24 protein-coding genes are annotated in these 25,465 nt (G+C 67.1%); 13 read left to right on the plus strand and 11 right to left on the minus strand.

All coding sequences use genetic code 11. The features are described from left to right. Positions 1–43 precede the first annotated feature (43 nt). The 8 genes from thrC (at position 44) to XM1_RS19690 (ending at position 10,758) form a co-directional block, all read left to right on the plus strand. Entirely contained in the window at positions 44–1,447 is a 1,404-nt protein-coding gene (thrC, locus tag XM1_RS19655; RefSeq protein ID WP_068436486.1) for a threonine synthase, read from the plus strand. 121 nt (positions 1,448–1,568) lie between these two features. After that, complete coding sequence (locus XM1_RS19660; RefSeq protein WP_068436489.1) at positions 1,569–2,834, plus strand: pitrilysin family protein; 1,266 nt, start codon at positions 1,569–1,571, stop codon at positions 2,832–2,834. Further along, a complete protein-coding gene (locus tag XM1_RS19665; RefSeq protein ID WP_068436491.1) occupies positions 2,835–4,187 on the plus strand; it encodes an ABC transporter substrate-binding protein in 1,353 nt (450 codons plus the stop codon). It begins immediately after the preceding gene. Between the two features lie 117 nt (positions 4,188–4,304). Beyond that, on the plus strand, positions 4,305–4,832 hold the full coding sequence (locus XM1_RS19670; RefSeq protein WP_068436493.1) for a TetR/AcrR family transcriptional regulator: 528 nt from the start codon (positions 4,305–4,307) through the stop codon (positions 4,830–4,832). Between the two features lie 12 nt (positions 4,833–4,844). Continuing rightward, complete coding sequence (locus tag XM1_RS19675; RefSeq protein WP_068436495.1) at positions 4,845–5,969, plus strand: efflux RND transporter periplasmic adaptor subunit; 1,125 nt, start codon at positions 4,845–4,847, stop codon at positions 5,967–5,969. Beyond that, complete coding sequence (locus tag XM1_RS19680; protein WP_068436497.1) at positions 5,969–9,070, plus strand: efflux RND transporter permease subunit; 3,102 nt, start codon at positions 5,969–5,971, stop codon at positions 9,068–9,070. The genes XM1_RS19675 and XM1_RS19680 overlap by 1 nt, the downstream gene beginning before the upstream one ends. 6 nt (positions 9,071–9,076) lie before the next feature. Beyond that, the gene (locus tag XM1_RS19685) at positions 9,077–9,763 is read left to right on the plus strand and encodes an RluA family pseudouridine synthase (protein ID WP_068436499.1); all 687 of its coding nucleotides are present in this window, start codon (positions 9,077–9,079) and stop codon (positions 9,761–9,763) included. A gap of 185 nt (positions 9,764–9,948) precedes the next feature. Further along, a complete protein-coding gene (locus tag XM1_RS19690; protein WP_068436501.1) occupies positions 9,949–10,758 on the plus strand; it encodes a universal stress protein in 810 nt (269 codons plus the stop codon). Between the two features lie 127 nt (positions 10,759–10,885). On the opposite strand, the gene XM1_RS19695 is transcribed toward XM1_RS19690, so the two are convergent. The 4 genes from XM1_RS19695 to crcB all read right to left on the minus strand — a co-directional run bounded on the left by XM1_RS19695 (position 10,886) and on the right by crcB (position 14,661). Continuing rightward, positions 10,886–11,722 carry an OmpA family protein gene (locus XM1_RS19695; RefSeq protein ID WP_068436503.1) on the minus strand — a complete coding sequence of 279 codons (837 nt, stop codon included), beginning with the start codon at positions 11,720–11,722 and terminating at the stop codon, positions 10,886–10,888. Between the two features lie 43 nt (positions 11,723–11,765). Continuing rightward, on the minus strand, positions 11,766–13,757 hold the full coding sequence (locus XM1_RS19700; RefSeq protein ID WP_068438059.1) for an AsmA family protein: 1,992 nt from the start codon (positions 13,755–13,757) through the stop codon (positions 11,766–11,768). A gap of 161 nt (positions 13,758–13,918) precedes the next feature. After that, positions 13,919–14,263: a DUF190 domain-containing protein gene (locus tag XM1_RS19705; RefSeq protein ID WP_068436504.1), complete on the minus strand. Its 345-nt coding sequence runs from the start codon at positions 14,261–14,263 to the stop codon at positions 13,919–13,921. A gap of 11 nt (positions 14,264–14,274) precedes the next feature. Beyond that, positions 14,275–14,661 carry a fluoride efflux transporter CrcB gene (crcB, locus tag XM1_RS19710; RefSeq protein ID WP_068436506.1) on the minus strand — a complete coding sequence of 129 codons (387 nt, stop codon included), beginning with the start codon at positions 14,659–14,661 and terminating at the stop codon, positions 14,275–14,277. A 226-nt stretch (positions 14,662–14,887) separates the two neighbouring features. Here crcB and XM1_RS19715 point away from each other — a divergent pair, with 226 nt between their 5' ends. The 5 genes from XM1_RS19715 (at position 14,888) to XM1_RS19735 (ending at position 19,217) form a co-directional block, all read left to right on the plus strand. Then, positions 14,888–16,162, plus strand: coding sequence for a diguanylate cyclase domain-containing protein (locus tag XM1_RS19715; RefSeq protein WP_068436508.1), 1,275 nt, complete (start codon positions 14,888–14,890; stop codon positions 16,160–16,162). A gap of 222 nt (positions 16,163–16,384) precedes the next feature. After that, positions 16,385–17,077: a molybdate ABC transporter permease subunit gene (gene modB / locus XM1_RS19720; RefSeq protein ID WP_068436510.1), complete on the plus strand. Its 693-nt coding sequence runs from the start codon at positions 16,385–16,387 to the stop codon at positions 17,075–17,077. A 7-nt stretch (positions 17,078–17,084) separates the two neighbouring features. After that, positions 17,085–18,176 (plus strand): molybdenum ABC transporter ATP-binding protein, encoded by a 1,092-nt coding sequence (gene modC / locus XM1_RS19725; RefSeq protein ID WP_068436512.1) that lies wholly within the window; start codon positions 17,085–17,087, stop codon positions 18,174–18,176. A 64-nt stretch (positions 18,177–18,240) separates the two neighbouring features. Next, entirely contained in the window at positions 18,241–18,690 is a 450-nt protein-coding gene (locus XM1_RS19730; protein WP_068436514.1) for a Prostatic spermine-binding protein precursor, read from the plus strand. A 20-nt stretch (positions 18,691–18,710) separates the two neighbouring features. After that, positions 18,711–19,217 carry a response regulator transcription factor gene (locus XM1_RS19735; RefSeq protein WP_068436516.1) on the plus strand — a complete coding sequence of 169 codons (507 nt, stop codon included), beginning with the start codon at positions 18,711–18,713 and terminating at the stop codon, positions 19,215–19,217. Here the strand turns inward: XM1_RS19735 and XM1_RS19740 are convergent. The 7 genes from XM1_RS19740 to XM1_RS19770 all read right to left on the minus strand — a co-directional run bounded on the left by XM1_RS19740 (position 19,205) and on the right by XM1_RS19770 (position 25,264). Then, a complete protein-coding gene (locus XM1_RS19740) occupies positions 19,205–19,495 on the minus strand; it encodes a hypothetical protein (protein WP_068436518.1) in 291 nt (96 codons plus the stop codon). The two genes, XM1_RS19735 and XM1_RS19740, sit on opposite strands and share 13 nt — an antisense overlap. Beyond that, positions 19,492–20,001 carry a hypothetical protein gene (locus XM1_RS19745; protein ID WP_068436520.1) on the minus strand — a complete coding sequence of 170 codons (510 nt, stop codon included), beginning with the start codon at positions 19,999–20,001 and terminating at the stop codon, positions 19,492–19,494. The genes XM1_RS19740 and XM1_RS19745 overlap by 4 nt, the downstream gene beginning before the upstream one ends. Positions 20,002–20,109: 108 nt before the next feature. Continuing rightward, positions 20,110–20,577 (minus strand): hydrogenase maturation protease, encoded by a 468-nt coding sequence (locus tag XM1_RS19750; protein WP_068436522.1) that lies wholly within the window; start codon positions 20,575–20,577, stop codon positions 20,110–20,112. Then, entirely contained in the window at positions 20,574–22,073 is a 1,500-nt protein-coding gene (locus XM1_RS19755; protein ID WP_068436524.1) for a Ni/Fe hydrogenase subunit alpha, read from the minus strand. Before XM1_RS19755 ends, XM1_RS19750 begins: the two co-directional genes overlap by 4 nt. Positions 22,074–22,086: 13 nt before the next feature. Next, on the minus strand, positions 22,087–22,638 hold the full coding sequence (locus XM1_RS19760) for an NADP oxidoreductase (protein WP_068436526.1): 552 nt from the start codon (positions 22,636–22,638) through the stop codon (positions 22,087–22,089). Then, on the minus strand, positions 22,638–23,408 hold the full coding sequence (locus tag XM1_RS19765; protein WP_068436528.1) for a 2Fe-2S iron-sulfur cluster-binding protein: 771 nt from the start codon (positions 23,406–23,408) through the stop codon (positions 22,638–22,640). The genes XM1_RS19760 and XM1_RS19765 overlap by 1 nt, the downstream gene beginning before the upstream one ends. After that, positions 23,405–25,264 (minus strand): NAD(P)H-dependent oxidoreductase subunit E, encoded by a 1,860-nt coding sequence (locus XM1_RS19770; RefSeq protein ID WP_068436530.1) that lies wholly within the window; start codon positions 25,262–25,264, stop codon positions 23,405–23,407. The genes XM1_RS19765 and XM1_RS19770 overlap by 4 nt, the downstream gene beginning before the upstream one ends. Positions 25,265–25,465: the final 201 nt, after the last annotated feature.

The following is a 25,465-nucleotide window of genomic DNA, read 5'->3' on the forward strand; positions in this document are numbered from 1 at the left end:
AGTGTATTCCGCTTTTGCTTTTCGCCCAGGATGAGGCTGTCCCTTGAAGTATGTGAGCACCCGCGGCGCCGCGCCGGTCCTTGATTTCGACGATGTCCTGCTGGCGGGTCTGGCCCGTGACGGCGGCCTGTATCTGCCGGAAAGCTGGCCGGTCTTTTCGCCCGCCGAGATCCGCGCCATGCGGGGCCTGTCCTACGCCGAGCTGGCGGCGCGCGTCATGCGTCCCTTCGTCGAGGGCTGCCTTTCCGACGCCGAGCTGTCCAAGCTGTGCGCCGAATCCTACGCCTCCTTCAGCCATCCGGCGGTGGCTCCCTTGAAGCAGCTGGGTCACAACCAGTGGGTCATGGAGCTGTTCCACGGCCCGACGCTGGCTTTCAAGGACTATGCCCTGCAGCTGGTCGGCCGCCTGTTCGACCACGTGCTGAAGAAGAAGGGCCAGAAGGTCACCATCGTCGGCGCCACTTCGGGCGACACCGGCTCGGCGGCCATCGAGGCCTGCCGTGACCGCGCCGCGGTCGACATCGTCATCCTCCACCCCCATGGCCGGGTGTCCGAGGTGCAGCGCCGCCAGATGACCACCGTGCTGTCGTCCAACGTGCGCAATGTGGCCGTCGACGGCACCTTCGACGACTGCCAGGACCTGGTGAAGGCGCTGTTCAACGATTCCTCGTTCAGGGACGAGATGAACCTGTCGGCGGTGAACTCCATCAACTGGGCCCGCGTCATGGCCCAGATCGTCTACTACTTCGCCGCCGGGGTGGCGCTGGGCGCGCCCGATGTGCCCATGAGCTTCTCGGTGCCCACCGGCAATTTCGGCAACGTCTTCGCCGGCTATGGGGCCAAGCTGATGGGCCTGCCGGTGGACAGGCTGATCGTGGGGTCCAACACCAACGACATCCTGACCCGCTTCTTCGAGGGCGGCGTCATGAAGACCGACGGCGTGGTGCCCACGCTGTCGCCCAGCATGGACATCCAGGTGTCGTCCAATTTCGAGCGGCTGATGTTCTTAGTCCTGGGCGGCGACGGCGCCGCTGTCGCCAAGCTGATGGACGACTTCCGCAAGAACGGCGCCATGGTCATGCCCCAGGGGGCGTGGAATTCCATGCGCGACGTGTTCGAGGCCTATCGCTTCGACGACGAGGCGACGCTGGCCGCCATGCGCTCGCTCAAGCGCTCGACCGGCGAGACGCTGGATCCCCATTCGGTGATCGGCGTCGCCGCCGCGCTGAAGGGCCACGCCGCCAAGGATTGCGCCATGGTCGCCCTGGCCACCGCCCATCCCGCCAAGTTCCCCGACGCGGTGGAGAAGGCCACGGGCGAGCGTCCCGGCCTGCCGCCCCACATGGCGGACCTGTTCTCGCGCACCGAACGCCTTGACCGGCTGGGCAACGATGCCGACCTATTGAAGCAGTATGTGCGGGCCTTCGCCCGCCGGGAAAACGCATGAGCGAGCATAGCGAGCGCGGCGCCGTTGAGGCGCCCGGAGCGGCACCGAAGCAGAGCGAAGGTGGAAAGCGGAGGAGCCAAGGGCGCCAAGGCGCCCGCCCGGCGCTTGAGGGGCAATCTAGATGAGCGAGATCAGGGAGACCCGCCTAAACTCCGGTCTGAAGATCGTCACCGATCCCATGGACACGGTGGAGACGGTGTCGCTGGGCGTCTGGGTCGACGCCGGCACGCGTCACGAGCCGGTGGAGATCAACGGCGTCAGCCATCTGCTCGAGCACATGGCCTTCAAGGGCACGGCGCGGCGCTCGGCGCTGGACATCGCCGAGGAGATGGACGCGGTGGGCGGCCACCTCAACGCCTATACGGCCCGCGACCACACCGCCTATTACGCCAAGGTGCTGAAGGAGGATTCGGCGCTGGCGCTGGACATCATCTCCGACATCCTGCAGCACTCGACGCTGGAAGCCGAGGAACTGGCCCGCGAGCAGGCGGTGGTGGTCCAGGAGATCAATCAGGCCATCGATACCCCCGACGACATCATCTTCGACCACTTCCAGGCCACCGCCTATCCCGACCAGCCGCTGGGCCGCCCGGTGCTGGGCAGCGAGGAACTGGTGCGCGCCATGAGCCGCGACCAGGTGATGGGCTATCTGCGCGGCAATTACTCGGCGCCGCGCATGGTGCTGTCGGCCTCGGGCCGCATCGACCACGACCATCTGGTCGCGGCGGCGGGCGCGGCGTTCTCGCAATTGCCGCCCCATCAGGCGGCGGTGACCGACGTGGCGCGCTATGTGGGCGGCGACTTCCGCGAGGAGCGCAGCGAACTGGAGCAGGTCCACGTGGTGGTGGGCTTCGACGGCGTCGCCTATGACGACCCCGACTATTACTCGGCCTCGGTGCTCTCCACCCTGCTGGGCGGCGGCATGTCGAGCCGGCTGTTCCAGGAAGTGCGCGAAAAGCGCGGACTGGTCTATTCCATCTACTCCTTCGCCTCGTCCTACAACGACGGCGGCCTGTTCGGCGTCTATGCCGGCACCGGCGAGGACGAGGTGGCGGAACTGATTCCCGTCATGTGCGACGAAATCGTCAAGGTGACCGGCGGCGTCAACGAGGCCGAGGTGCAGCGGGCCCGCGCCCAGCTCAAGGCCTCGATCCTGATGAGCCTGGAAAGCACCACGTCGCGCTGCGAGCAGTTGGCTCGTCAGGTGGTGATCTACGGCCGCCCCATCCCGGTGGCCGAGGTGGTCGAGAAGGTCGAGGCCATCACCGCCGAGGATTGCGCAAGGGTGGCGCGCCGCCTGTTCGCGGGCCAACCCACCTTCGCCGCCATCGGGCCGTTGGGCAAGGTGGAGGGGTTCGAGCGGGTGGCCGAACGCCTGAGGCCTTAGATGCGCCGCCACGTCCGCGCCGCCCTTCTCGCCCTCTCCCTGATGGCCCCCGGCCTGTTGACGCCGGTCGGCGCCCTGGCGCTGCCGGCCGCCACCGGCGTGTCCAATCCCACCATCGTGGTGGCCATCATCGCCACCCTGTCGGGTCCCGGCGCCATGGTCGGCCAGGACAGCGTCGACGGCTTTTCCACCGCCATGCGCCACCTGGGCGGCCGCTTCGCCAACCAGGAGGTCCGCGTCGTCGTCCAGGACGACAAGGGATCGCCCGACAACGCCCTGGCGGTGGCGCGCAGGCTGCTCGAGCGCGAGAAGGTGGATTTCGTGGTCACGGCGGTGTCGCTGCCCTCCATGTCGGCCATGGTCAAGACGCTGACCGAGTCCCGCGCCTTCGTGCTGAACCTGGACGCCGCGCCGGCCAGCCTGGCCGGGGCCGGCTGCTCGCCCTGGTTCTTCCAGGTCGCCACCCCCGCCCAGGCCATCCACGAGGCCATCGGCGCCCATCTGGCGGGCGAGAAGATGCGCCGGGTGACGGTCATCGGCACCGACGCGCCGGCCACCGATCAGGCGGTCGCCACCATCCGCCGCGCCTGGCCGGGTGAGGTGGTCGAGGTGCTGCGCCCCCGTCACGGCACCACCCGCTTCACCGACGAGATCACCGCCCTGCGCCAGGCCGCCCCCGACGCCGTGGTCAACCTGCTGACCGGCGGCATGGGGCTGGCCTTCACCCGTGAATTCGCCAATTCCGGACTGAAGGCCGACCTGCCCATGATCGGCATCTGGCAGGGCTGGGAGCGCCCCATGCTGCCGGCCATGACCGAGGCGGGCATGGACGTGCTCAACGTGGCGCCGTGGAGCCCCGACCTCGACACCCCGCTGGGCAAGCGCCTGATCAACGATTTCGAGCTGGAATACGGCCGCCCGGTCACCGGCTGGGTGGCCCACGGCTACGACACCGCCCAGATGCTGGACGCCGCGCTGCGCGCCACCGGGGGCCGGGCCGGCGACCGCGACGCGGTGCGCAACGCGCTCCGGCGGGCGGAATTCCCCTCGGTGCGCGGCGGCTTCCGCTTCGACAGCAACCATTCCCCCTCGGTCAACGTCTACCTGCGCCGTACCACCCGCGACGCCAAGGGCCGTCCCACCGAGGAATTGCGCTCCACCCTGATCAAGGACTGGCACAGCCGCGACGCCGGCCTGTGCCCCATGCGCTGGACCGAGGAGCCCGCCCCGGGCGCCCATCCGCCCGGCGCCGCGCCCAAGCCGGCAACCCCGCAGCCACCCAAGCCGCCCGCCGCGGCCCAGCCGGCCAAGCCCAAGACTCCGCCGGCCGGACAGGCGCGTCCGGCGCAGTAAGCCATAATTCCCAAACGGAATAGTCCCGGCCACATCCCCCCTATGCGTCGGTACAACTAGACTCATCGGTTCAGTTTCCTATACCGTCCAGCCGGTACAGTAAGGGACGGAGTCCGTATGAGCACCCGCGAGCGCATCATCGATGCCGCCATGACCATCGTCCGCGACCAGGGCGTGACCCGGCTGACGCTCGACGCCGCCGCCAAGGAGGCGGGGGTGAGCAAGGGCGGCGTGCTCTATCACTTCAAGAGCAAGGACGACCTGATCCGCGGCATGGTCCAGCGCCTGATCGACCAGTGCGACCAGCTCAACCGCGAGCATTACGAGCGCCAGCCCGAGGGGCCCTACCGCTGGGCGCGGACCCTGGTCCATGCCTGCTTCGACCCCAACGGCCCGGCCTTCGACCCGGTGGGCGGCGCGCTGCTCGCCGCCGTCACCGTCAATCCCGACCTGGTCGCCCCCATCCAGTCCATGTACGACCGCTGGATGGAGCGTATCCAAAGCGACAGCCCCGACCTGGAACGGGCCGGGCTGATCTGCACCGCCATGGACGGCGTCTATTTCCAGCGCCTGATGGGCATCAACCTCAGCGATGCCGAGGGCGCCGAGCGCCTCAAGCGGCACGCCCTCGACCTTTTGAAGTAACGGAGCCTCGCCATGAAAGCCAAACGGATGATCATCATGCTGGCGGGCTCCGCTGTCGTGTTCGGCGGGGTCTTCGGATTCGTCGCCTTCAAGAACCACATGATCAAGCAGTTCTTCGCCACCATGCCCAAGCCGGTGGTAGCGGTGACGGTGGCCAAGGCCGGCCTGACCGACTGGCGCAACGTGGTGCCGGCGGTGGGCACCCTGCAGGCGGTCAACGGCGTCGACATCTCCGGCTCGGTGTCCGGGCTGGTCAAGTCCATCGCCTTTGAATCCGGCCAGGAGATCAAGAAGGGCTCCGTGCTGGTCCAACTGGACACCGACGTCGAGATGGGCGACCTCAGAAGCGCCCAGGCCGAACTGGTCCTGGCGCGCACCAGCTACGACCGCAGCGCGGCGCTGCTCAAATCCAACACGGTCAGCGTCGCGGCGCTGGAAAAGGCCGAGGCCGAGCTGAAGGTCAAACAGGCCAAGGTGGCCGGATTGCAGGCCCAGATCGCCAAGAAGACCATCGCCGCCCCCTTCGACGGCCGCCTGGGCGTGCGCAAGATCGACCTGGGCCAATACGTCCAGCCGGGCCAGATGGTGGTCAACCTGCAGGACCTGTCGCTGATGCTGTGCGACTTCACCGTGTCGCAGAAGGAATTGTCGCTGCTGGGCGTCGGGCAGAGGGTGGCGATGACCACCGACGCCTGGCCGGGCGTCACCTTCGAGGGCCAGGTGGCGGCCATCGAGCCCCTGGTGGATGCCAAGACCGGCATGGTCTCGGTCCAGGCTCGCTTCCCCAATTCCGAGGGACGCCTGCGCCCCGGCATGTTTGCCCGCATCGAGATCGAGCGCCCCCTGGGCGCCCCGGTGGTGACGGTTCCCGCCTCGGCGGTGGCCTACAACCTGCACGGCGACGCGGTGTTCGTGGTGAAAGAGGCCCAGGGCGCCGACGGTAAGACGGTGTCCAAGGCCGAACGCGCCGTGGTCAGCGTCGGCGAGCGCAAGGGCGGCATGGTGGTCATCAAGTCGGGCATCGCCGCCGGCGACACCGTGGTGACCTCGGGCCAGGTCAAGCTGGAGCATGGCTCGCTGGTCAGCGTGGCGGCCAGCGATCCGCTGAAGACGGCCGCCGCCGGGGCGGTGCAGTAATGTTCGACATCTTCATCAAGCGGCCGGTCCTGGCCGCGGTGGTCAGCCTGCTGATCCTGTTCATCGGCCTTCGCGCCCTCATGAGCCTGCCGGTGCGCCAGTATCCCGAGATGACCAACACGGTCATCACCATCACCACCACCTTCCCCGGCGCCGACGCCGACATGATCCAGGGCTTCGTCACCCAGCCTTTGCAAAAGGCGGTGGCCACGGCCGAGGGCATCAACTACCTGACGTCGCGCTCCATCCAGGGCCTGTCGGAGATCAAGGCCTTCATCCGCCTCAACGACGACCCGGAAACCGCCATGACCGGGGTGATGAGCAAGGTGGCCGAGGTCAAGAGCCTGCTGCCCAAGGGCATCAACGATTCCATCATCAAGAAGGAGACGGGGCAAAGCTTCGCCTCGGCCTACCTCGCCTTCTCGTCGGACCGCTTGAGCCAGCAGCAGATCACCGATTACGTCATGCGGGTGGTGCAGCCCAAGCTGGCCGCCGTGCCCGGCGTCGCCAATCCCGAGCTGTACGGCGGGCAGAAATTCTCCATGCGCGTCTGGCTCGACCCGGAAAAGCTGGCCCAGCACGGCATGGGGCCCGACGACCTGAAGACCGCCCTGACCAGCAACAACTTCACTTCGGCGTCCGGCTCCACCAAGGGGGCCTACGACGTGGTCAACACCCAGGCCTCCACCGACCTGAAAAGCGTCGAGGAGTTCCGCCAGCTGGTGGTCAAGCATGACGGCTCGCGCCTGGTGCGCCTGGGCGACGTGGCCGGGGTCGAGCTGGGGCCGGAAAACGACGACATGAGCGTGTTCGCCGGCGACGAGCGGGCCATCTTCGTCGGCATCTACACCACGCCGGAAGCCAATCCCCTGTCGGTGATCCGCCAGGTGCGCGAAGAGGCGCTGCCCGCCCTGCAGGCCCAGCTGCCGCCGGGCCTGACCGCCAAGATCGCCTACGATTCCACCCTGTTCATCGACGCCGCCATCACCGAGGTGGCCAAGACCATCGCCGAGGCCGCCATCATCGTCATGGTGGTGATCTTCTTCTTCATGGGCTCGGTGCGTTCGGTGGTGATCCCGGTGGTCACCGTGCCGCTGTCCCTGATCGGCGTGGCGGTGCTGCTGCTCTCGCTCGGCTTTTCCATCAACCTGCTGACCCTGCTGGCCATGGTGCTGGCCATCGGTCTGGTGGTGGACGACGCCATCGTGGTGGTCGAAAACGTCCACCGCCACATCGAGGAGGGGCTTTCCCCCTTCAAGGCCGCCCTGGTGGGCACGCGGGAAATCAGCGGGCCGGTCATCTCCATGACCATCACGCTGGCCGCCGTCTATGCCCCCATCGCCTTCATGGGCGGCCTGACCGGTTCCTTGTTCAAGGAATTCGCCCTGACGCTCGCCGGTTCGGTGGTGGTGTCGGGCGTCATCGCCCTGACGCTGTCGCCCATGATGTGCTCGAAGATCCTCAAGCACGACGACGACAAGAAGGGCCTGACCGCCCTGATCGACCGCACCTTCGACCGGGTGCGGGCCAAGTACGAGACATGGCTGGCTGCCTCACTGGCCGACCGCCCCACCACCCTGGTCTTCGCCCTGATCGTGCTGGGCTCGCTGCCCTTCCTGTTCCTGGCGGTGCCCACCGAACTGGCGCCGGAAGAGGACCAGGGCGTGGTGTTCACCGCCTATAACGGCCCGGCCTCGGCCAATACCGACTTCATGGAAGCCTTCTCGCACCAGATCTCCACCAAGCTGAAGGCCTTCCCCGAGACCAACGAGACCTTCCTGATCAACGGCATGGGCGCCATCAGCCAGGGCTTCGGCGGCGCGGTGCTGACGCCCTGGGAAGACCGCAAGCTCTCGGCCAAGGCGCTCACCGCCGCCATCCAGCAGGCCCTGAACGAGGTGTCCGGGGTCAAGGCCTCGGTGTTCCCGCCGCCGCCCCTGCCCGGCGTCGATGGCCTGCCGGTGCAGTTCGTGCTGTCCTCCATCGCCGATTACCAGCAGTTGAACGAGATTCAGGGCGAGCTGATGAAGCGGGCGCAGGCGTCGGGCATGTTCGCCTTCATCGACGCCGACCTGAAGATCGAAAGCCCCCAGACCCAGGTGATCATCGACCGCGACAAGGCGGCGGCCTACGGCATCTCCATGCAGCAGATCGGCGACGCGCTGGGTACCATGACCGGCGGCAATTACGTCAACCTGGTCAACCTGCAGGGCCGCTCCTACCAGGTCATCCCCCAGGTGCCGCGCGAGTTCCGCCTGGACCCCGCCCAACTGGGCCGCTACCACGTGCGCTCGTCCTCGGGCGCGGCGGTGCCGCTGTCGTCCCTGGTCAGCCTGGGGGCCTCGGTCCGCCCCGTCTCGCTCAACCAGTTCAACCAGTTGAACTCGGTGACCATCCAGGCCTTCCCCATGCCCGGTGTGACGCTGGGCCAGGCGCTGGAATTGCTGCGCAGCCTCGCCGACGAATTGCTGCCCCAGGGCACCACGGTGGATTACGCCGGCCAGTCGCGGCAATACGTGCAGGAGGGCAACGCGCTGGCGATGACCTTCGTCTTCGCCCTGGTCATCATCTTCCTGGTGCTGGCCGCCCAGTTCGAAAGCTTCCGCGACCCGCTGGTGATCATGGTCTCGGTGCCGCTGTCCATCTGCGGCGCCCTGATCCCCCTGGCATTGGGCGTGGCCAGCATGAACATCTACACCCAGGTGGGCCTCGTCACCCTGATCGGCCTGATCACCAAGCACGGCATCCTGATCTGCGAGGTGGCCCGTGAACGCCAGGAGGCCGAGGGCTTGGACCGCGCCCAGGCGGTGATGGTGGCGGCGGGCCTGCGGCTGCGTCCCATCCTGATGACCACGGCGGCCATGGTGGCGGGCCTGATTCCGCTGCTGTTCGCCCATGGAGCGGGAGCGGCGTCGCGCTTCTCCATCGCCGTGGTGATCGTCGCCGGCATGACCATCGGCACCGCCTTCACCCTGTTCGTGCTGCCGGTGATCTACACCTTCGTGGCCGCCCAGCGCCGGGGCGTCAGCGAAGCCGCCCAGGAGCGTCATGCCCACGGCCATGTCGCGGGGCCGGTGGACGCGGCTACGGCGGCGGACTAGACCCGCATGGATCTGACGACCCGCCTGCTCTACCGCGATGCGGAGGTGCTGATCATCGACAAGCCGGCCGGGCTGGCCGTGCATGCCGGCCCCAAGGGGGGCGAGCATCTGGGCCTTTACCTGGACAGCCTGCGCCTCGGCCTGCGCCGCCCGCCGGAACTGGCCCACCGCCTGGACCGCGAGACCTCGGGCTGTCTGGTGCTGGGGCGCTCGCGCAAGGCCCTGGCGGCGCTGGGCAGCCTGTTCGCCAAGGGTCTGGTCGACAAGACCTATTGGGCCGTGGTGGTCGGCCGCCCGCGCGAGGAATCCGGCACCATCGACTACGCGCTGAAGAAGCGGGAAAAGAAGTTCGGCTGGCGCATGGAGGTGGACCGCACCGGCCTGCCCTCGGCCACCCAATGGCGGCTCTTGGGCAGCGACGGTCGGCTCAGCTGGCTGGAATGCAAGCCGCTCACCGGACGCACCCACCAGATCCGCGCCCATTGCGCCGCCATCGGCCACCCCCTGGTGGGCGATGCCATCTATGGCCGCGGCACCGGCACCCTGGCCGGCGACCGGCTGATGCTGCATTCGCGCGCCATCGTCCTGCCGCTGGAGGCGGGCAAGCCCCCCATCGCCGCCGAAGCTCCGGTGCCCGAGCATATGCGGGCGGCCTTGGAAGGGTGCGGCCTGGGCGCATCGAGCCCAGGCTAGGCCCAAGGGGCCGCGCGCCTTATGGCGCGAAAGCCAAGCGTGTCGAAGACACGTGACCGGTGACTGAGGGGCGCTAATGCGTATTCCAATACCGAATTGCGCAAATTCGCTTGACGCGCGCCCCGAGTGGAGGTGAACTATCCTGACCGGCGACATCAATGGACCGGGCAAACAGGGTGGGGGCTATGAATATCAAGGACATTCTCGTCCATTTGGACGGCGACAAGGTCGACAGCGGATCTCTCGCCCTGGCGGTGGCCCAGGCCAAGCGTTTCGGCGCCCGGCTGACCGGTCTGTTCGCCCGCAAGGAAATCAGCCCCACGGCCATGGTCGCCCGCCATCCCAGCAACACCCTGCTGGCCCAGGCCGACGCCGCCCGCAAGACCTTCGAGGAGGCCACCGCCGGCCTCGACACCCGCTGGTGGCAGATCATCCACGGCGCCGAGAACGACCTGTTGGGCGAGGCGGTGTTCTGCAGCCACTACGTGGACCTGGTGATCGTCTCCCAGCCCGCCGCCTATGGCAAGAACGTGCCCGAGACCATGGTCGAGCAGATCATCCTCAATTCCGGCCGCCCCGTCCTGGTGGTGCCGGTGGAATACAAGCACCGCCCGCTGGGCAAGCACGTGGTGATCGGCTGGCGCTCGGCCAAGCAGGCCGCCCGCGCGCTGCACGACTGCCTGCCCCTGGTGGACGGCGCCGAACAGGTGCTGGTCGCCTCGGTGCGCGGCTTCTCGCCCATGGACAAGACCCTGCCCCAGGTGGACATCATCGACCACCTGCGCGTCCACGGCCTGCCCGTCTCGGGCGAACGGGTCAACACCGAAGGCCTGGGCGTCATGGACTCGCTTCTGTCGCGGGCCTACGACATCGACGCCGACCTGCTGGTCATCGGCGGCCACCCCGGCCGCTCGCTGTCCTTCTCGGGCAAGGCCGGCGCCGGCACCCGGCACATCCTGGCGCACGCCAGCATTCCGGTGCTGTTCAGCTGCTGAGTCCATAATTCGAAGGGATGCGCGAAGGGCCCCGTCCCTTCGCGTTTTCTTTTGCCATCCTCCCAAAAGAAAAGGCCCCCTTCCCTGCCGGGAAGGGGGCCTTGGGCGTTTTCACGCCCCGTCGTTCTTACTTCTCGAAGTAGATCTCGACGCGGCGGTTCTTGGCTTCCTTGGTGTTGGCCTTGGTGGGCACGGCCAGCTTGGTGAAGCCGAACGACTTGGCGTCGATGGACTTGATGCCCTGCTTGGCCAGCTGCTTCTCGACCGCGGCGGCACGGGCCTTGGACAGCTTGTCGTTATAACCGGCCTTGCCGACGGTGTCGGTGTGACCCGCGACGTAGATGCTGCTGGGCTTGATCTCGCCGGCGGCGGCCTCGACTTCCTTCAGGATCTTCATGGCCTCCTTGGTCAGGCTCGACTTGTTGAAGTCGAAATAGACGATGAAGGTCTTGACGATCTTCTTGGCCGGCATGGCGGCCTTGACCTGCAGCTCGGGCTCGACCTTCAGGAAGGCGGCGCGGCAATCGGAATTGGTGTCGCCCTCGGCCTCTTCCTCGATCCAGCAATCGAACATCACCTGGGCCTTGGCGGCGGCGGCCGGCACGCGCTCGCGGGCACCGTTGCCGAAATAGCCCACCAGACGGGCGCGGGCGGCGTCCAGTTCCTTGACGCGGTCGGGCATCAGCGGCCAGTCGGCGGTCACCTCGGGATCGGTGATCTTACCCTGATGGGCGGCCATGCCCTTGCGGGCGAAGACCACGGCGTGATCCCACTCGTACTCGACGGTGGCCTCGTGCTTGGCATAGGCCTTGTACTCGGTGAACAGCGCCTTGGTGTAGGGCGATCCGACGGTGGGCGCGGGCGCATCGAGGATCTCGTTGACCTCGGCCACTTCCCAGGGGGTGGCACAGGCGCCCAGCAAGGCGGTCATGCCGATGGCGGCGGCCAGATGCAGGAACTTCATAGTCTTAGTCTCCGATGGATTCTTAAGGTTGATTCGAAAAGGATCAGCGTCCGAAAAGCTTCAACGGGTTCAGTCCTTCGGCGGGGGACTTGCCGCCGCCGGTCCCGGGGATCAGGCTTTCCACGGCCTTGCCCACGTTCTGGACGTTCTGCTTCAGCAGGGCTTCCAGGTCGGGGCGATAGCTGAGGTTGTCCCAGGGGCCGCTGACCAGGATGGGCACCACGATTCCCGCCGCGTTGCCGCCGCCCTGGCCTTCCAGGCTGGCGACCACCTTGGGATCGATGCGGTAGTTGACGCTGCGCTGGGGCAGGTCGACGGTGCCCTTGCCCTCGACGCGCAGCAGCGGCGACTTCAGGGCCAGGTCGTTGTTGGTGAGGATGCCCTTGACGATGGTGAAGGTCCCGCCCAACTCGGCGAAGTCGGTCTTTTCCGTGCTGTTGGCGCCGCCGGTGAAGGCGGTGGCGACGTTGCGCGCCATGGCGGCAAGATTGATGCCCTTGATGGCGCCGTTGAGGAAGGTGAGCGCCCCCTTGCCGTTCAAGGACGAGACGATCTGGCGCTGGGTCTTGCCCTGGCCCGTCACCGCCACGTCGAAATTGCCGGTGCCCGACAGGCGGTCGGTATCGGCAGCGTCGGTGAGGAAGGGCTCGGCCTGCAGGCCCTTCAGCTGGAACGAGGCGTCCAGCCCCACGCCGGGCATTGATCCGTCCAGCGCCACGCGGCCCTTGCCGGCGCCCTGGTAAAGCGCCAGCTCGGTGAGGTCGGCGGCCAGCTTGCCGTCCTTGATCACCAGCCGGAGCGCGCTTTTGCCCACCTTGATCTTCTTGACCAGGATGCCGGCGCAGGTGAGCGAGAAGTCCAAATCGGCGGCCTTGAGGCCCGAGGCGTCGATGGGATCGTCGCTCCAGCCCTGCGGTTGCGCCTTGGCCGGCTGCGCCCCGCCGCCGCCCGCCGCCGCCTTGCCGTCGCCGCCCTTGGACGGAGCACCTTCCGGCGGCAGGTAGGGATTGACGTCCAGCATGTCCACGTCCAGCCGGCCCTTGATGTTGGGCCTGGAACCGCTGGTGTTGACGGTGACGTCACCCTTGGCCTTGATGGCGTCGATGGCGATGTTGGCCTGGGTGAAGGCGATCTGGCCCGGTGCCGCGGCCAGTTTGCCGCTGATGGAAAGCGGCCCCAGGCCGTTGCCGGCCATGGTGATGGGCGAGCCGGCCCAGGCGGCGAGATTGCGGATGGACGGCACGGCGAGGTCGAGCATGCCATCGACGCCAGGGCTGGCGCCGCCCTTGGCGTTGCCCTTGAGACCCAGCTTGACCGGTTCGGAAGTCACGGCGACGTCGAGCGCGCTCGACTGGCCGTCCATCAGCGCCTTCAGGCTGGCGACACCCAGGTTGAGTTCGATCTTCTTGGCGTTCCACACCAGGCTGCCCTTGGCCGACAGGGGCTCGGACAGGCTTTTCAGCGCCACCTGGAGGTTGATGTCGCTCACCTCCTGTTTGGCGCCGGTCTTGCCGTCGATCTGGGTCAGCTTGCCGCCGGTAATGCGCACGTCACCCAGGCGGATGTCGCTGGGGCCCGAGGGAGCGGCGGCGGTGGCGGGCTTTTCGGCCGGCTTGTCCGCAGGCTTGGCGGCGGCGGCGGGGGCCGGGCTGTCGAACACCCAGTTGCCCTTGCCCTGGCGGTCGGTTTCCAGCGTGATCACCGGATCGACCAGGACGAAGCTGTCCACCTCGACCTTGCCGCCCAGAAGCGGCATCAGCTTGAGGCGCACGTCGACGGCGCCCAGGCGGATCAGGTCCTTGGTGGAAAAGCCGGGCGGATTGGCCAGGGCGACATTGCCCACCTGCACCGACAGAGAGGGGAACACCGACACCGACACCTTGCCCTGGATGGACAGGTCGCGTCCGGTGGCGCTCTTGACGCCTGCGACGACCTCGCTCTGGATGCGGTCGGCGGGAATCAGAGCGGGAAGAGCGATCAGAGCGCCGATGATCAGAACGATCAGGACGCCGACAGCGACCAGGACTTTCTTCATGCGCATCCCCCGATGCTCAACGGGGCCGTCGCCTTGACGTTTGTCGGCGACCGGCCCCTTCCCATAGGACATTCAGCTTATACCCATGGGTGAATTTGTCCAGATACCCTATGGAATCATTCCGGATCGAGGTGTGACGTCCTGAGCCGGCTCGATATTGCCTATCCGGATAGGCTGGGGCCATAGCGCAGGACCTGAATCCGCTCCAGCGTGATCAGTCCCTTGTCGCGCATCATGACGTCGAGAATGGGAAGGAAGGCATCGATCTTGTCGGGGGCGTCGACGATCTCGACCACCACCGGCAGATCCTCGGACAGCTCGATGACCTTGGCGCTGTGCAGGCGCGACGAGTGGCCGAAGCCGAGCGGGCCGCGCAGCACCGTGGCCCCGGCCAGGTTGCTATGGCGGGCCTCGAGAACGATCGCCTCGAACAGGGGCCTGCCGTCATAGCGGGCCTGTTCACCCACGAAAATCCTGAGCAGGGTGGCGTCCTTGGGAATGCGCATGACGTCTCCTCCTACCGGTTCAGGATCACGGCCGCCGCATGGCCCAGCCAGACGGCCAGCAGACACAGCGCCACCGATCCCATGACGTTCATTCCGGCGGCCAGCCACTCGCCGCCCTCGGCCAGGATCAGTGTTTCCAGGCTGAACGACGAGAAGGTGGTGTAGCCGCCGCAGATTCCCACCATGAAGAAGGTGCGCCATTCGCTGGGAACGTAAAAGCGGCCCTCGGCGGCGGTCAGGGCGGCGATCAGGCCGATGGCCGCCGAGCCGGTGACGTTGACCAGCAAGGTGCCCCAGGGAAAGGTGCCGGCGCTGGCGTTGGACACCACCGATGACAGCCAGTAGCGCAACGTGCCGCCGATGGCGCTTCCCAAGGCGACAAGGGCATAGGTGAGCATGCGCCGCTTTCCGTATGGTTGGCCGAAGACTTCGACTATGCCCCGTCTTGCCGCCCGGTCAACCGGAAACGCCGCCTGCGAATATTGCGTATAGGTTTCAGCCCCCGACTCGCCCTATATTGTCGAAGGTTCGGGATGAGCATACCCATCGGGCGAGAGCCCGAGGCTCCGGGGGGAGCCGAAAAAGGGGGGAGAGCATGCGTCATCGTGATTCTCGGTTGCGGTCATGACTGAACTCGACCCTGTCGGCCTGGCCGGCGTGCTCGAGGACAGCCCCATCGGCGTTTCCATATCGCGCAAGCGCGACGGGGTGATCGTCTTCGCCAACCACACCTTCTGCGAGCTGATCGGCGTGCCGCGCGCCAAGGTGATCGGCTCCAAGGCCCGCGACTATTACGTGGACGACCAGCAGCGCGCCACGGTGATCAATTACATGAAGCGCCACGGCAGCGTCGATCACGCCGAGGTGCAGTTCCGCCGTTCGGACGGCGCGCCGTTCTGGACGCTGCTCACCATCCGGGAATCCCTGTTCGGGACCGAGCCGGTCAACCTCGCCTGGGTCTACGACATCACCGAGCGCAAGAACTCGGAAGAGCGGCTGCAACTGGCCGCCAAGGTGGTGGAGACCGCCAACGAGGGCATCATGATCACCGGCCCCGACGGCACCATCGAGGCGGTCAACACCGCGTTCACCCGCATCACCGGGTTCAGCCTGGACGAGGCCATCGGCAGGAAGCCGAACATCCTGAAATCGGGGCGCCACGACAACGACTTCTACCGCGACATGTGGCGCTCCATCCTGGATTCCGGCCAATGGCAGGGCGAGGTGTGGAACCGGCGGCGCACCGGCGAGGTGTTCATCGAGTGGCTGTCCATCGCCACGGTGCGCGACGCCTTCGGCGAGGTTTCGCACATGCTGGGCATCTTCAGCGACATCACGGCGCGCAAGGAAGACGAGGAGCAGGTGTGGCGCCAGGCCAATTTCGACGCCCTGACCGGCCTGCCCAACCGTTCGCTTTTCCTCGACCGCCTGGGCCAGGCGGTCAAGGCGGCCAAGCGCGACAAGACCCGCTTCGCCCTGCTGTTCATCGACCTGGACGGCTTCAAGAAGGTCAACGACACCCACGGCCACGCGGTGGGCGACCTGCTGCTGCAGGAGGCGGCGGCCCGGCTGCTGCTGTCGGTGCGCTCATCGGACACGGTGGCGCGGCTGTCGGGCGACGAGTTCACGGTGATCCTCCACGATGTAGAGGGACGCAACGAGATCGGCAACGTCGCCGCCAAGGTGGTGGCGCGCCTTGCCGAACCCTTCGAACTGGACGGCCATGACGCCAATGTCCAGGCCAGCGTCGGCATCGCCGTCTTCCCCGACGACGCCGACGACGCCGCCTTGCTGATCCGCCTCGCCGACCGGGCCATGTACACGGTCAAGGGATCGGGCAAGAACAATTTCGGCTTCCATGAAATGCCGGAACGACTTGTCTATCCGCTGGATGCGTGATGTTTGCGTAAGTGGAACCAGCTTTTCTCTTCGTCACCCTCGGGCTTGACCCGAGGGTCTATGGATGGCCGGGTCAAGCCCGGCCATGACGAGCGGAAGGGGTGAACCCGACAAACGCGAGGACAGGCGGTCTGCCGTTGACGGACGGCAAGGACATGTCATCCTGAAGCCGCAAGGCGGCAGAGGGATGACAATGCCCGCATTTCCTGGATCGAGAGTTTGATGTTCACCCTGACGCCGCTCGAGACCGAGGCGCTGCGCCTGTCTCTGCTGGTGTCGTTCTGGGCGGTGGCGGCGTCGCTCCCCCTCGGGGTGGGCTGCGCCTGGATCCTGGCCCGCCTCGACTTTCCCGGCAAGACCCTGGTGGACGGCATCATCCACCTGCCGCTGGTGCTGCCCCCCGTGGTGGTGGGCTACGGTCTGCTGGTGGTGCTGGGCCGAAGGGGCGTGGTGGGGGGCTGGCTCCACGACTGGTTCGGCATCAGCATCGCCTTCACCTGGAAGGGCGCGGCGGTGGCCTCGGCGGTGATCTCGTTTCCGCTGATGGTCCGCGCCATCCGACTGGCGCTCGAAGGCGTCGACCGGGGCCTGGAACAGGCCGCCCGCACGCTGGGCTGCGGCCCCTTGCGCACCTTCTGGTCGGTGACCCTGCCCCTGGTGGCGCCCGGCCTGCTGACGGGCGTGATTCTGGCCTTCGCCCGCTCGCTGTCGGAATTCGGCGCCACCATCACCTTCGTCTCCAACATCCCCGGCGAGACCCGCACCCTGCCCATCGCGCTCTATGCCCTGACCCAGGTGCCGGGCGGCGACGAGGCGGCGCTGCGCCTGTGCGTCATCTCGGTGATGGTGGCCTTCGCCGCCCTCTTGGCCTCGGAATTCCTGGCGCGGCGCGTCCAGGCCCGGCTGAAGGGATAGGCCGGCCGTGCTGGAGCTGGACGTCCGCCGCCGCCAGGGCGATTTTCACCTCGATGTCCGCCTGTCGGCCGGGCCGGGGGTGACGGCGCTGTACGGCCGCTCGGGCTCGGGCAAGACCTCGGTGATCAACATGGTGGCCGGGCTGTCCCGACCCGACGAGGGCGTGATCAGCGTCGACGGCCGCGTGCTGTTCGACCATCTGGGCGGCGTCGACCTGGCGCCGGAAGTCCGCCGCCTGGGCTATGTCTTCCAGGAGCACCGGCTGTTCCCTCATCTGTCGGTGCGGGGCAACCTGGAATTCGGCCAGAAGCTGCTGCCGGCGGGCGAACGCACCCAGTCCTTCGACAAGGTGGTGGACCTGCTGGGCATCGGACACCTGCTGGACCGCCGCCCCGCCAAGCTGTCGGGTGGCGAGAAGCAGCGCGTCGCCATCGGCCGCGCCCTGCTGGCCTCCCCCCGAATCCTGCTGATGGACGAGCCGCTGGCGGCGCTGGACCCGTCGCGCAAGGCCGAACTGCTGCCCTTCATCGCCCAGTTGGCCCGGCGTTTCGCCATTCCCATCGTCTATGTCAGCCACTCCATGGACGAGGTGATCCGCCTGGCCGACACCCTGGTGCTGATGGATGGCGGCAAGGTCGCCGCCTCGGGGCCGCTGGAGAGCCTGATGGGAGACCCGGGCTTGAGGCCGCTGACCGGACGCTACGAGGCGGGCGCGGTCATCTCCGCCGTGGTCGCCAGCCATGATTCCGGCTATGGCGTCAGCCGCCTTGCCTTCGACGGCGGCACCCTGATCGTCAGCCGCTCGGAACTACCGGTCGGCGCCCGGGTGCGCGTGCGCATCCATGCCCGCGACGTGGCCATCGCCATCGATCCGCCCGAGCGGGTCAGCATCCGCAACGTGCTGCCGGCCAGCGTGGTCTCGGTGGCCGCCGCCGATGCCTTCCTGGTGGACGTGGTGCTGGCCTGCGGCGCCACCCGCCTGTGGGTGCAGATCACCGCCCTGGCCCAGGCCCAGCTCAATCTAGTGCCGGGCATGCGGGTCCATGCCCTGATCAAGGCCCTGACCATCGCCCGGGGCGATGTGGCTTCTGTGGATTAGCTCCTATACCGATCGGCGGATTTGCCCTAGGCTTTGGTCCTGGTTATCGAGAAGGAGGCCGTTCATGAAAGCCTGGGTTCTGCTGCTTCCCCTGATGCTGGGCGTCGCCGCCGGCCAAGCCTCTGCCGCCGACAGCGGCGGGCTGGGAACCGTCCTCAAGGATGCAGCCACCGACGCCGCCGGACAGGCGGCGCGCGACACCGTCGACAAGACCGCCCCGCGCCGCGACGACCGCGACCGCGACGTCCGCGACCGCGACCGCGACCGCAGGGACGACCGCGACCGGGATTATCGCGACAGGGATCGCCGCGACGACCGGGACCGGCGCGATGCCAGGGACCGCGACCGCGACCGGCGCGACGATCGCGATCGGGACCGGGATCGTCGGGACCGCCGCGACGACCGCGACTGGCGCGATGGCCGCGACGCTCCCGGCAAGTCCTACGAACACCGCCGCGACGGCCGCGGCGACCAGGACAATCCGGGGCGCGGCAGAAAGAACCGCGACGACTAGAGGAAGCCTTCCGTTCCGTCATGAAGACCGCTCATATCCTGGTGGTGGATGACGATTCCACCACCAGGTCGATTCTAGACGCTCTCCTTCGCGCCCAGGGCTACCGCGTGACCCCCTGCACCGGCGGAGAGGACATGTGGGCCACCCTGGCCGCCGGTCCCGCCGATCTGGTGATTCTCGACGTGGAGATGCCGGGCGAGGACGGCTACACCCTGCTCCACCGGTTGCGTGAACGCTCGGGCGTCGGCGTCATCTTGCTGACCAGCCATACCGCGCTCGAGCACAAGCTGCACGGCCTGGAACTGGGAGCCGACGAATTCTTAAGCAAGCCCGCCGACCGCCGGGAATTGCTGGCCCGCATCAAGTCGCTGCTGCGCCGGGCGGCGGCGGCGGCGGCCAAGGCTCCGCCGTCACGCCCGGCCTCCTGCCCCTCTTGCGGCAGCCGGGTCCGCTATTCCCTGCAATCGGACGCGGGCGCCATCGGCTCGTGCCCGGCCTGCGGCTGGTCGAAATTCTATTCGGCCTGATAACGGCAGTCGCAGCCTTTGCCGGCGGCGATCCAGCGGGCCACCAGCCGCGCCGCCCAGCGCCGGGGCAACAGGGGAACGAAGCATCCGGGCGCGTCCAGCACGCCACAGACATAGCGCCCGTCCCGCCACATCAAAGCGGGGCACGGGCCCTTGCGGCGACGGAACAGCACCAGCCCCAGGGGACAGGTCTCCACCGCGCAGCACAGGCCGCAGCCGTTGCACGGCGCGCCGAATTCCGGCTTACCCGGCGCTTCGGCGCGCAGCTCGACCTTCACAGCGTCACTTCGTGCTCGAAGTAATCCTTGTTGCGAATGTCGGCGCCCGACTTGGTGCGGTCGATATAGACGACGCGCCAGCCCGGCATCTCTTCCTTGATGCGCCGGGCGATGTTCAGCGCCCGGGTCTGGAAGGCCTCGATCACCGCCGGAGTCACCGCCTCGATGCGGTCGACGGATTCCTTCCAGGCGACGATCTCGGATTTGAGGCCGGGCGACAGCAGCACGGGGGCGGGCTCGGCCGTCTCGTCGTCGCTGTTCCACACGCCGTCCGAGCCGTAATAGCACATCAGGCGCACCCAGATTTGGCGGTCTGCGCCGCGTCCCGGCGCGCCGGTCACCGCCATGGAGGACAGGCGCGAATTCTCGGCCCGGAGGCGTCCGATCTCGGCTGCCGCCTCGGCCAGCAGCCCGGCCAGGCAATTGCGTTCGTGCCCCCCCTCGCCGCAGCGGCAGGACGGTGCGGGAAAGCCCTGCAGGCGGGCAATCAGGTCGGAATCGGACATGATGGAATACCCCTGTTCGCGAGTTTCGCAAGAATAACCCTCAACCGGCCGGCAAACCCGCGCTCATCGGAGCGGGCGGCCATGCAGGGAACGGATTTCCCAACCCTTTCAGGCGGGTGACGCGCCCAGCCACTCCCTGGTCCAGGCCAGGGCGGCGTCCAGATGCGCGCTGGCCGCCGCGCTCAACGGCTCGCCCAGTTCGAACGCCTCGCCGGCGATGGCCAGCAAGGTGCAGGGCGGCGGCGCGCTTTTCTTGATCTCGGCATAGACATGCATGACGCCCTGGGGCGACAGGGCATGGCTGGTGAACGAGGAATCCCGGGCGGGCTGGATGGCCTCGGCCCGGAACGGCGCATCGGAGGCGGCCGCCGAGGCATCGACGAACAGCACCCTTTTCCGCCCCTCCAGGTCGAGCGCATGCTCCACCTGCAGTTGGAAATCGGTCAACAGGTCCACCTCGCCCCATTGGGGATGGCTGGCCCGCAGCGCCTCGATGGCATCCAGCAAGGCGGGCCCCAGGGCGTCGTCGCCCCGGGATGGATTGCCCCAGCCGAAGATCAGGGTGGGGGCGGTCACAAGGCCCCCTTGCCCACCCGCCCCTCGGAATCCTTGGTCATGCGGTCGATCTCGCGGCCTGAAGCATCCACCAGCGTCACCTCCAGCGGCATCTTGCCCAGCGCGTGGGTGGCACACGACAGGCAGGGGTCGAAGCAGCGGATCGCCACCTCGATGTGGTTCAGCAGTCCCTCGGTGATCTCGTGGCCCTGCAGGTAGTTCTTGGCCACGTCGCGAACCGCCACGTTCATGGCGGTGTTGTTGTTGGTGGTGGACACGATCAGGTTGGCATAGGTCACCACGTCGTTCTCGTTGACGCGGTAATGGTGGAACAGGGTGCCGCGCGGCGCCTCGATCACCCCGATGCCCTCCTCGCGCCGGGGCCCGGTGGCCATCAGCTCGGCCCCCATGATGTCGGGGTCCAGCAGCAGGTCCTTGATGGTCTCGGCGGCGCACAGCATCTCGATCATGCGCGCCCAGTGGAAGCCCAGCGAGCCGTGCAGCGGCTTGGCCCCGCCATAGGCCACGAACTCGGCCCGCTCCTCCTCCGCCTGGGGCGTCGGGATGCGGTCGCAGTTCTGGATGCGGGCCAGCGGACCGACCTTGTACCAGCCCTTCTCCTCGCCCAGCGTCGTGATGTAGGGGAACTTCATGTAGCTCCACGGCTTGACGCCCTCGGTCAGCAGGGTCTGGTAGCCCTGGTAGCTGACCTGGTCGAACATCACCTCGCCGCATGCGTCCCGCGCCCGCAAGGCCCCGTGATAGAAGTCCAGAGACCCCTTGTCGTCCACCAGGCTCATCATGGTGGTGGGCACGTTGCCGAACGCGTCGTAAAGGGCCGGGTTGGCCTTGTGCAGCTGCTTGATGATGCGCACCGCGTCGCGGCTCCAGGCGATCATCTGGTCGGCGTCCTTCAGCAGGTAGTCCCGCTCCTCGGCCGACAGCGACTTGTTGACGCCACCGGGGATGGAGCCGGTGCCGTGGACGCGCTTGCCCGAGGTGACGCGGATCACCTCCTGGCCGAACTTCCTGAGCAGCACGCCCATCTTGGCCACATCCGGGTTGGCGGCGGCCACGCCCACGATGTTGCGCTTGGCCACATCGGAATCGAAGCCGAACAGCAAATCGGGCGAGGACAGGTGGAAGAAGTGCAGCGCATGGCTCTGCAGCATCTGGCCGTAATGCATCAGGCGGCGGATCTTCTCCGCCGTGGGGGTCAGGATGCCGCCATTGACGATCATGTCCATGGCCTTGGACGCCGCCAGATGGTGCGACACCGGGCAGATGCCGCACAGGCGCTGGACGAGGACCGGTACCTCCCAATAGGGGCGGCCCTCGATGAACTTCTCGAAGCCCCGGAACTCGACGATGTGCAGGCGCACCTGATGCACCTGGTTGTCGTCGTCCAGGAGAATGGTGACCTTGCCGTGCCCCTCGACCCGGGACACGGGCTCGATGACGATGCGCTTCAGCGCGTCGGGGTTCTTGGCGGTTTCCAGTTCGAATTGGTGCCTCATCGCGGGCGTTCCTTCAGTCGTAATGGATCAGGCCGTGGCCCAGGGTGGGCGTGCGGCCGGCCAAGAGATCGGTGAGAAACTTCCAGATGGCGTCGCCCGAAGGCGGGCAGCCGGGCAGGAAGTAATCGATGCGCACCACTTCGTGCAGGGGATGCACCTCGTTGAGCAGCAAGGGGATTTCCGGATCGTTGGGGATGTGGACGCCGCGGCCCGGCTGGGCGTAGACGGCGGCCAGGATGTCCCTGATATCGAGCGAATTGCGCTGGGCGGGCAGGCCGCCGTTGATGGCGCAGGCCCCCATGGCGATCAGGATCTTGCAGTTCTTCCTGAACTCGTGCAGCACATGGACGTTCTCGGCATTGCACACGCCGCCCTCGATGATGCCTAGGTCGCAATCGGGGCTGCAATGCTTGATGTCGGTGATGGGCGAGCGGTCGAATTCCACCAGTTCCACCAGATCGAGGATGCGCTCGTCGATGTCGAGGAACGACATGTGGCAGCCGAAACACCCGGCAAGGGACGTGGTGGCGACCTTGAGCTTGCGCTTTGGCAGGGGAGCGTTCATCACACCTGCTCCTTCACCGGGGCATACTGCTCCGGGTTGTCGCTGATGGGGGCAATGTCGAAGCGGCGCTGGCCGTAGGGCACCTCGAAGCCGTGGCGCTTGTGCAGGATCACGCCCACCGGGCAGACATTGGCCGCCTTGTCGGTGGCGGCGAAGTTGGTGTCACCCAGTTTGCCGCTCTCACTGTTGCAGATCAGGTGCTTGGTGTTGCCGCGGCCCGAGAGCGCGAAGACGTTCTTCTTGTCCACCTCGGCGCTGGCCCGCACGCACAGCTCGCACAGGATGCAGCGGTTGAAGTCCAGCAGGATGTCGGGGTGGCTGGCGTCAACCTCGCGCTTGGAGAAGTATTGCGGGAAGTGGGGGTCCATGACGCCCAGGTCATAGGCCAGGCCCTGCAGCATGCACTTGCCGCTCTTCTCGCAAGACGGGCAGTAATGGTTGCCCTCGACCAGGAGCATCTGCACCAGGGTGCGGCGCAGATCGAGGATTTCCGGCACCTCGCTTTCCACATGCTGGCCCGCCTGGGCAGGCGTGGTGCAAGACGCGGCGGCGCGGCCGGGGATCTTCACCGTCTGGCCGTCCTCGGTGGTGACGGTGCGCGAATCGATGCGCACGGTGCACAGCTTGCACGAGCCATGGGGCTTGAATTCCGGGTGGTAGCACAGATGCGGGATGAATTTGCCCGCGCTCAAGGCCGCCTGGATGATGGTCTGGCCTTCCTCGAAGGGGATTTCCTCTTCATCGAGGAAGAAGGTCTTGGGATCGCTCATGAGGGGTCTCCCGCCTTGGTGCCGAGGCCGGCCCGCGACTTTCTGTGGGCGATGTGGAAATGGGCGCCGGGATCGTCGCGTCCCGTCACCTCGCGCATCTTGGACAGCGCCTTGTCGAGATCAAAGGCCGGTTCGAAGTCGCGGACGTTGAGGCGAAGCTCGTAAGACGGCCGGAACTTCTGCAACGTGTCGGCGGCGCAATTGCCCGCCGTCTGGCCCAGGCCGCAATGGCTGGCGGTTTTCAGCGTGCGGATCACCCGCCAGATGTCGTTGATGTCGTACTCGCCGCCGTGGCCCTCGTCGATCTTGTCCATGGCGTTGGCGAGAAGCGTGGTGCCCACCCGGCACGGCGTGCAGAAGCCACAGCTTTCATGCTTGAAGAAGTGGGCGAAGTTGCGCGCCACCTGGAACATGTCCCTGGTGTTGTCGAACACCATGAACGAGCCGCCGGTGGGGATGTCCTCGAAGGCGATGCGCCGGCCGAACTCGTTGGGCGCGATGGTCAGACCCGAGGCGCCGGCGATCTGGCAGGCCTGGGTATCGCGCGCGCCGCAATCGGCCAGGATCTGGCTGACCTTGACGCCGTAGGGATACTCGTAGATGCCCGGCCGCTGGCAATCGCCCGAGATGGACAGGATCTTGGTGCCGGCCGATTTGGGCGTGCCGATGGATTTGTACCAGGCCGCCCCCTTGGCGGCGATCAGCGCCGCCGAGGCCAGGGTCTCCACGTTGTTGACCGCCGTGGGCTGGCCGAGATAGCCCGAGGTGACCGGGAAGGGCGGACGCTTACGCGGCACGCCGCGCTTGCCCTCCAGGCTTTCGAGCAAAGCCGTCTCCTCGCCGCAGACATAGGCGCCGGCGCCGAGATGAATCTCGATGTCGAAGTCGAAGCCGGTGCGGCCCAGGATGCTTTGCCCCAGCAGCTTGGCGGCGCGGCGCTTTTCCAGCACCGCGTTCAGGGGCTCCAGCAGGTAGCGGTATTCGCCCCTGAGATAGACGAAGCCCTTCTTCGCCCCGATGACGTAGCCCGAGACGGTCATGCCCTCGAACACCATGTCGGCGTAGGACGACAGCAGGACGCGGTCCTTGAAGGTGCCGGGCTCGCCCTCGTCGGCGTTGCACACCACGTAATGGGCGGGATTGGCCCCCGACCCGACGGCGCTACGGCAGAAGTCCCATTTCTGCCCCGTCGAGAAACCGGCGCCGCCCCGGCCCCTGAGGCCGGATTCCTTGACGGCGTCCAGCACCTCCTGCGGGCTTTTGAGCGCCCGAAGCGCGTCGCCCGGCTGGAAGTCGGCGCCCAGCAGGGCGTCCTTGCGCTGAATGTTGTCGTCCACCTTGAAGAACTCGGCCGGCCATTCGGCCAGCGGCGTCTTGTGGCGGATCAGCTCGACCATCTGGTCGACCCGCTGCGGCGTCATGCGGGTGACGGGGCGGTAGTTGACCAGCAGGGCCGGCCCCTGGTCGGAAAGACCGGTACACGACGTGGTGTCCACGCTGACCAGCCCGTCTTCGGAGACGCGGCCGGGCTTCAGCCACAGCTTCTTGCACATGCGCGCCATCAAATCGGCGTTGCCGGCCATGCGGTCGGTGATGTTGTCGCTCCACAGCACGCGATAGCGGCCCTGGGGCTGGTCGTGGAAGAAATGGTAGAAGCCGGCGACCCCTTCGACCCGGGCGCGGGGCAATCCGGTGCCCTCGGCCACCCTGGTCAGGATGTCGGGCGACAGCCACTCGCTCTCTTCCTGAATCTCGCGCAGAATCTGCATCAGCCGGGTCCCGTCGGACCCGTGGCGGGCAAGAACCGCCGCCACCACGGCGCCGCTGCCGGAACCGCTGGAATTGCCTTTGGGCATTCGACCTCTCCCCACCCTGCACGCGGCCTCGGCCACGGTCTTGAACGATGGCGCGCCCCCTGTTGGCCGGGGACTGAGAAAAAAGCCTACACCCGGCAAGGGCTTCCGCCAACCCGCCCCGTGCATCCGGCCGGCATGGCAGCGACGATCCTTTTGCGTGGCAGCAAAGGCATCATCTCAGAAACGGCATTGTAATCGTCC

The sequence above is a fragment of the Magnetospirillum sp. XM-1 genome (assembly GCF_001511835.1).
Taxonomy (GTDB): domain Bacteria; phylum Pseudomonadota; class Alphaproteobacteria; order Rhodospirillales; family Magnetospirillaceae; genus Phaeospirillum.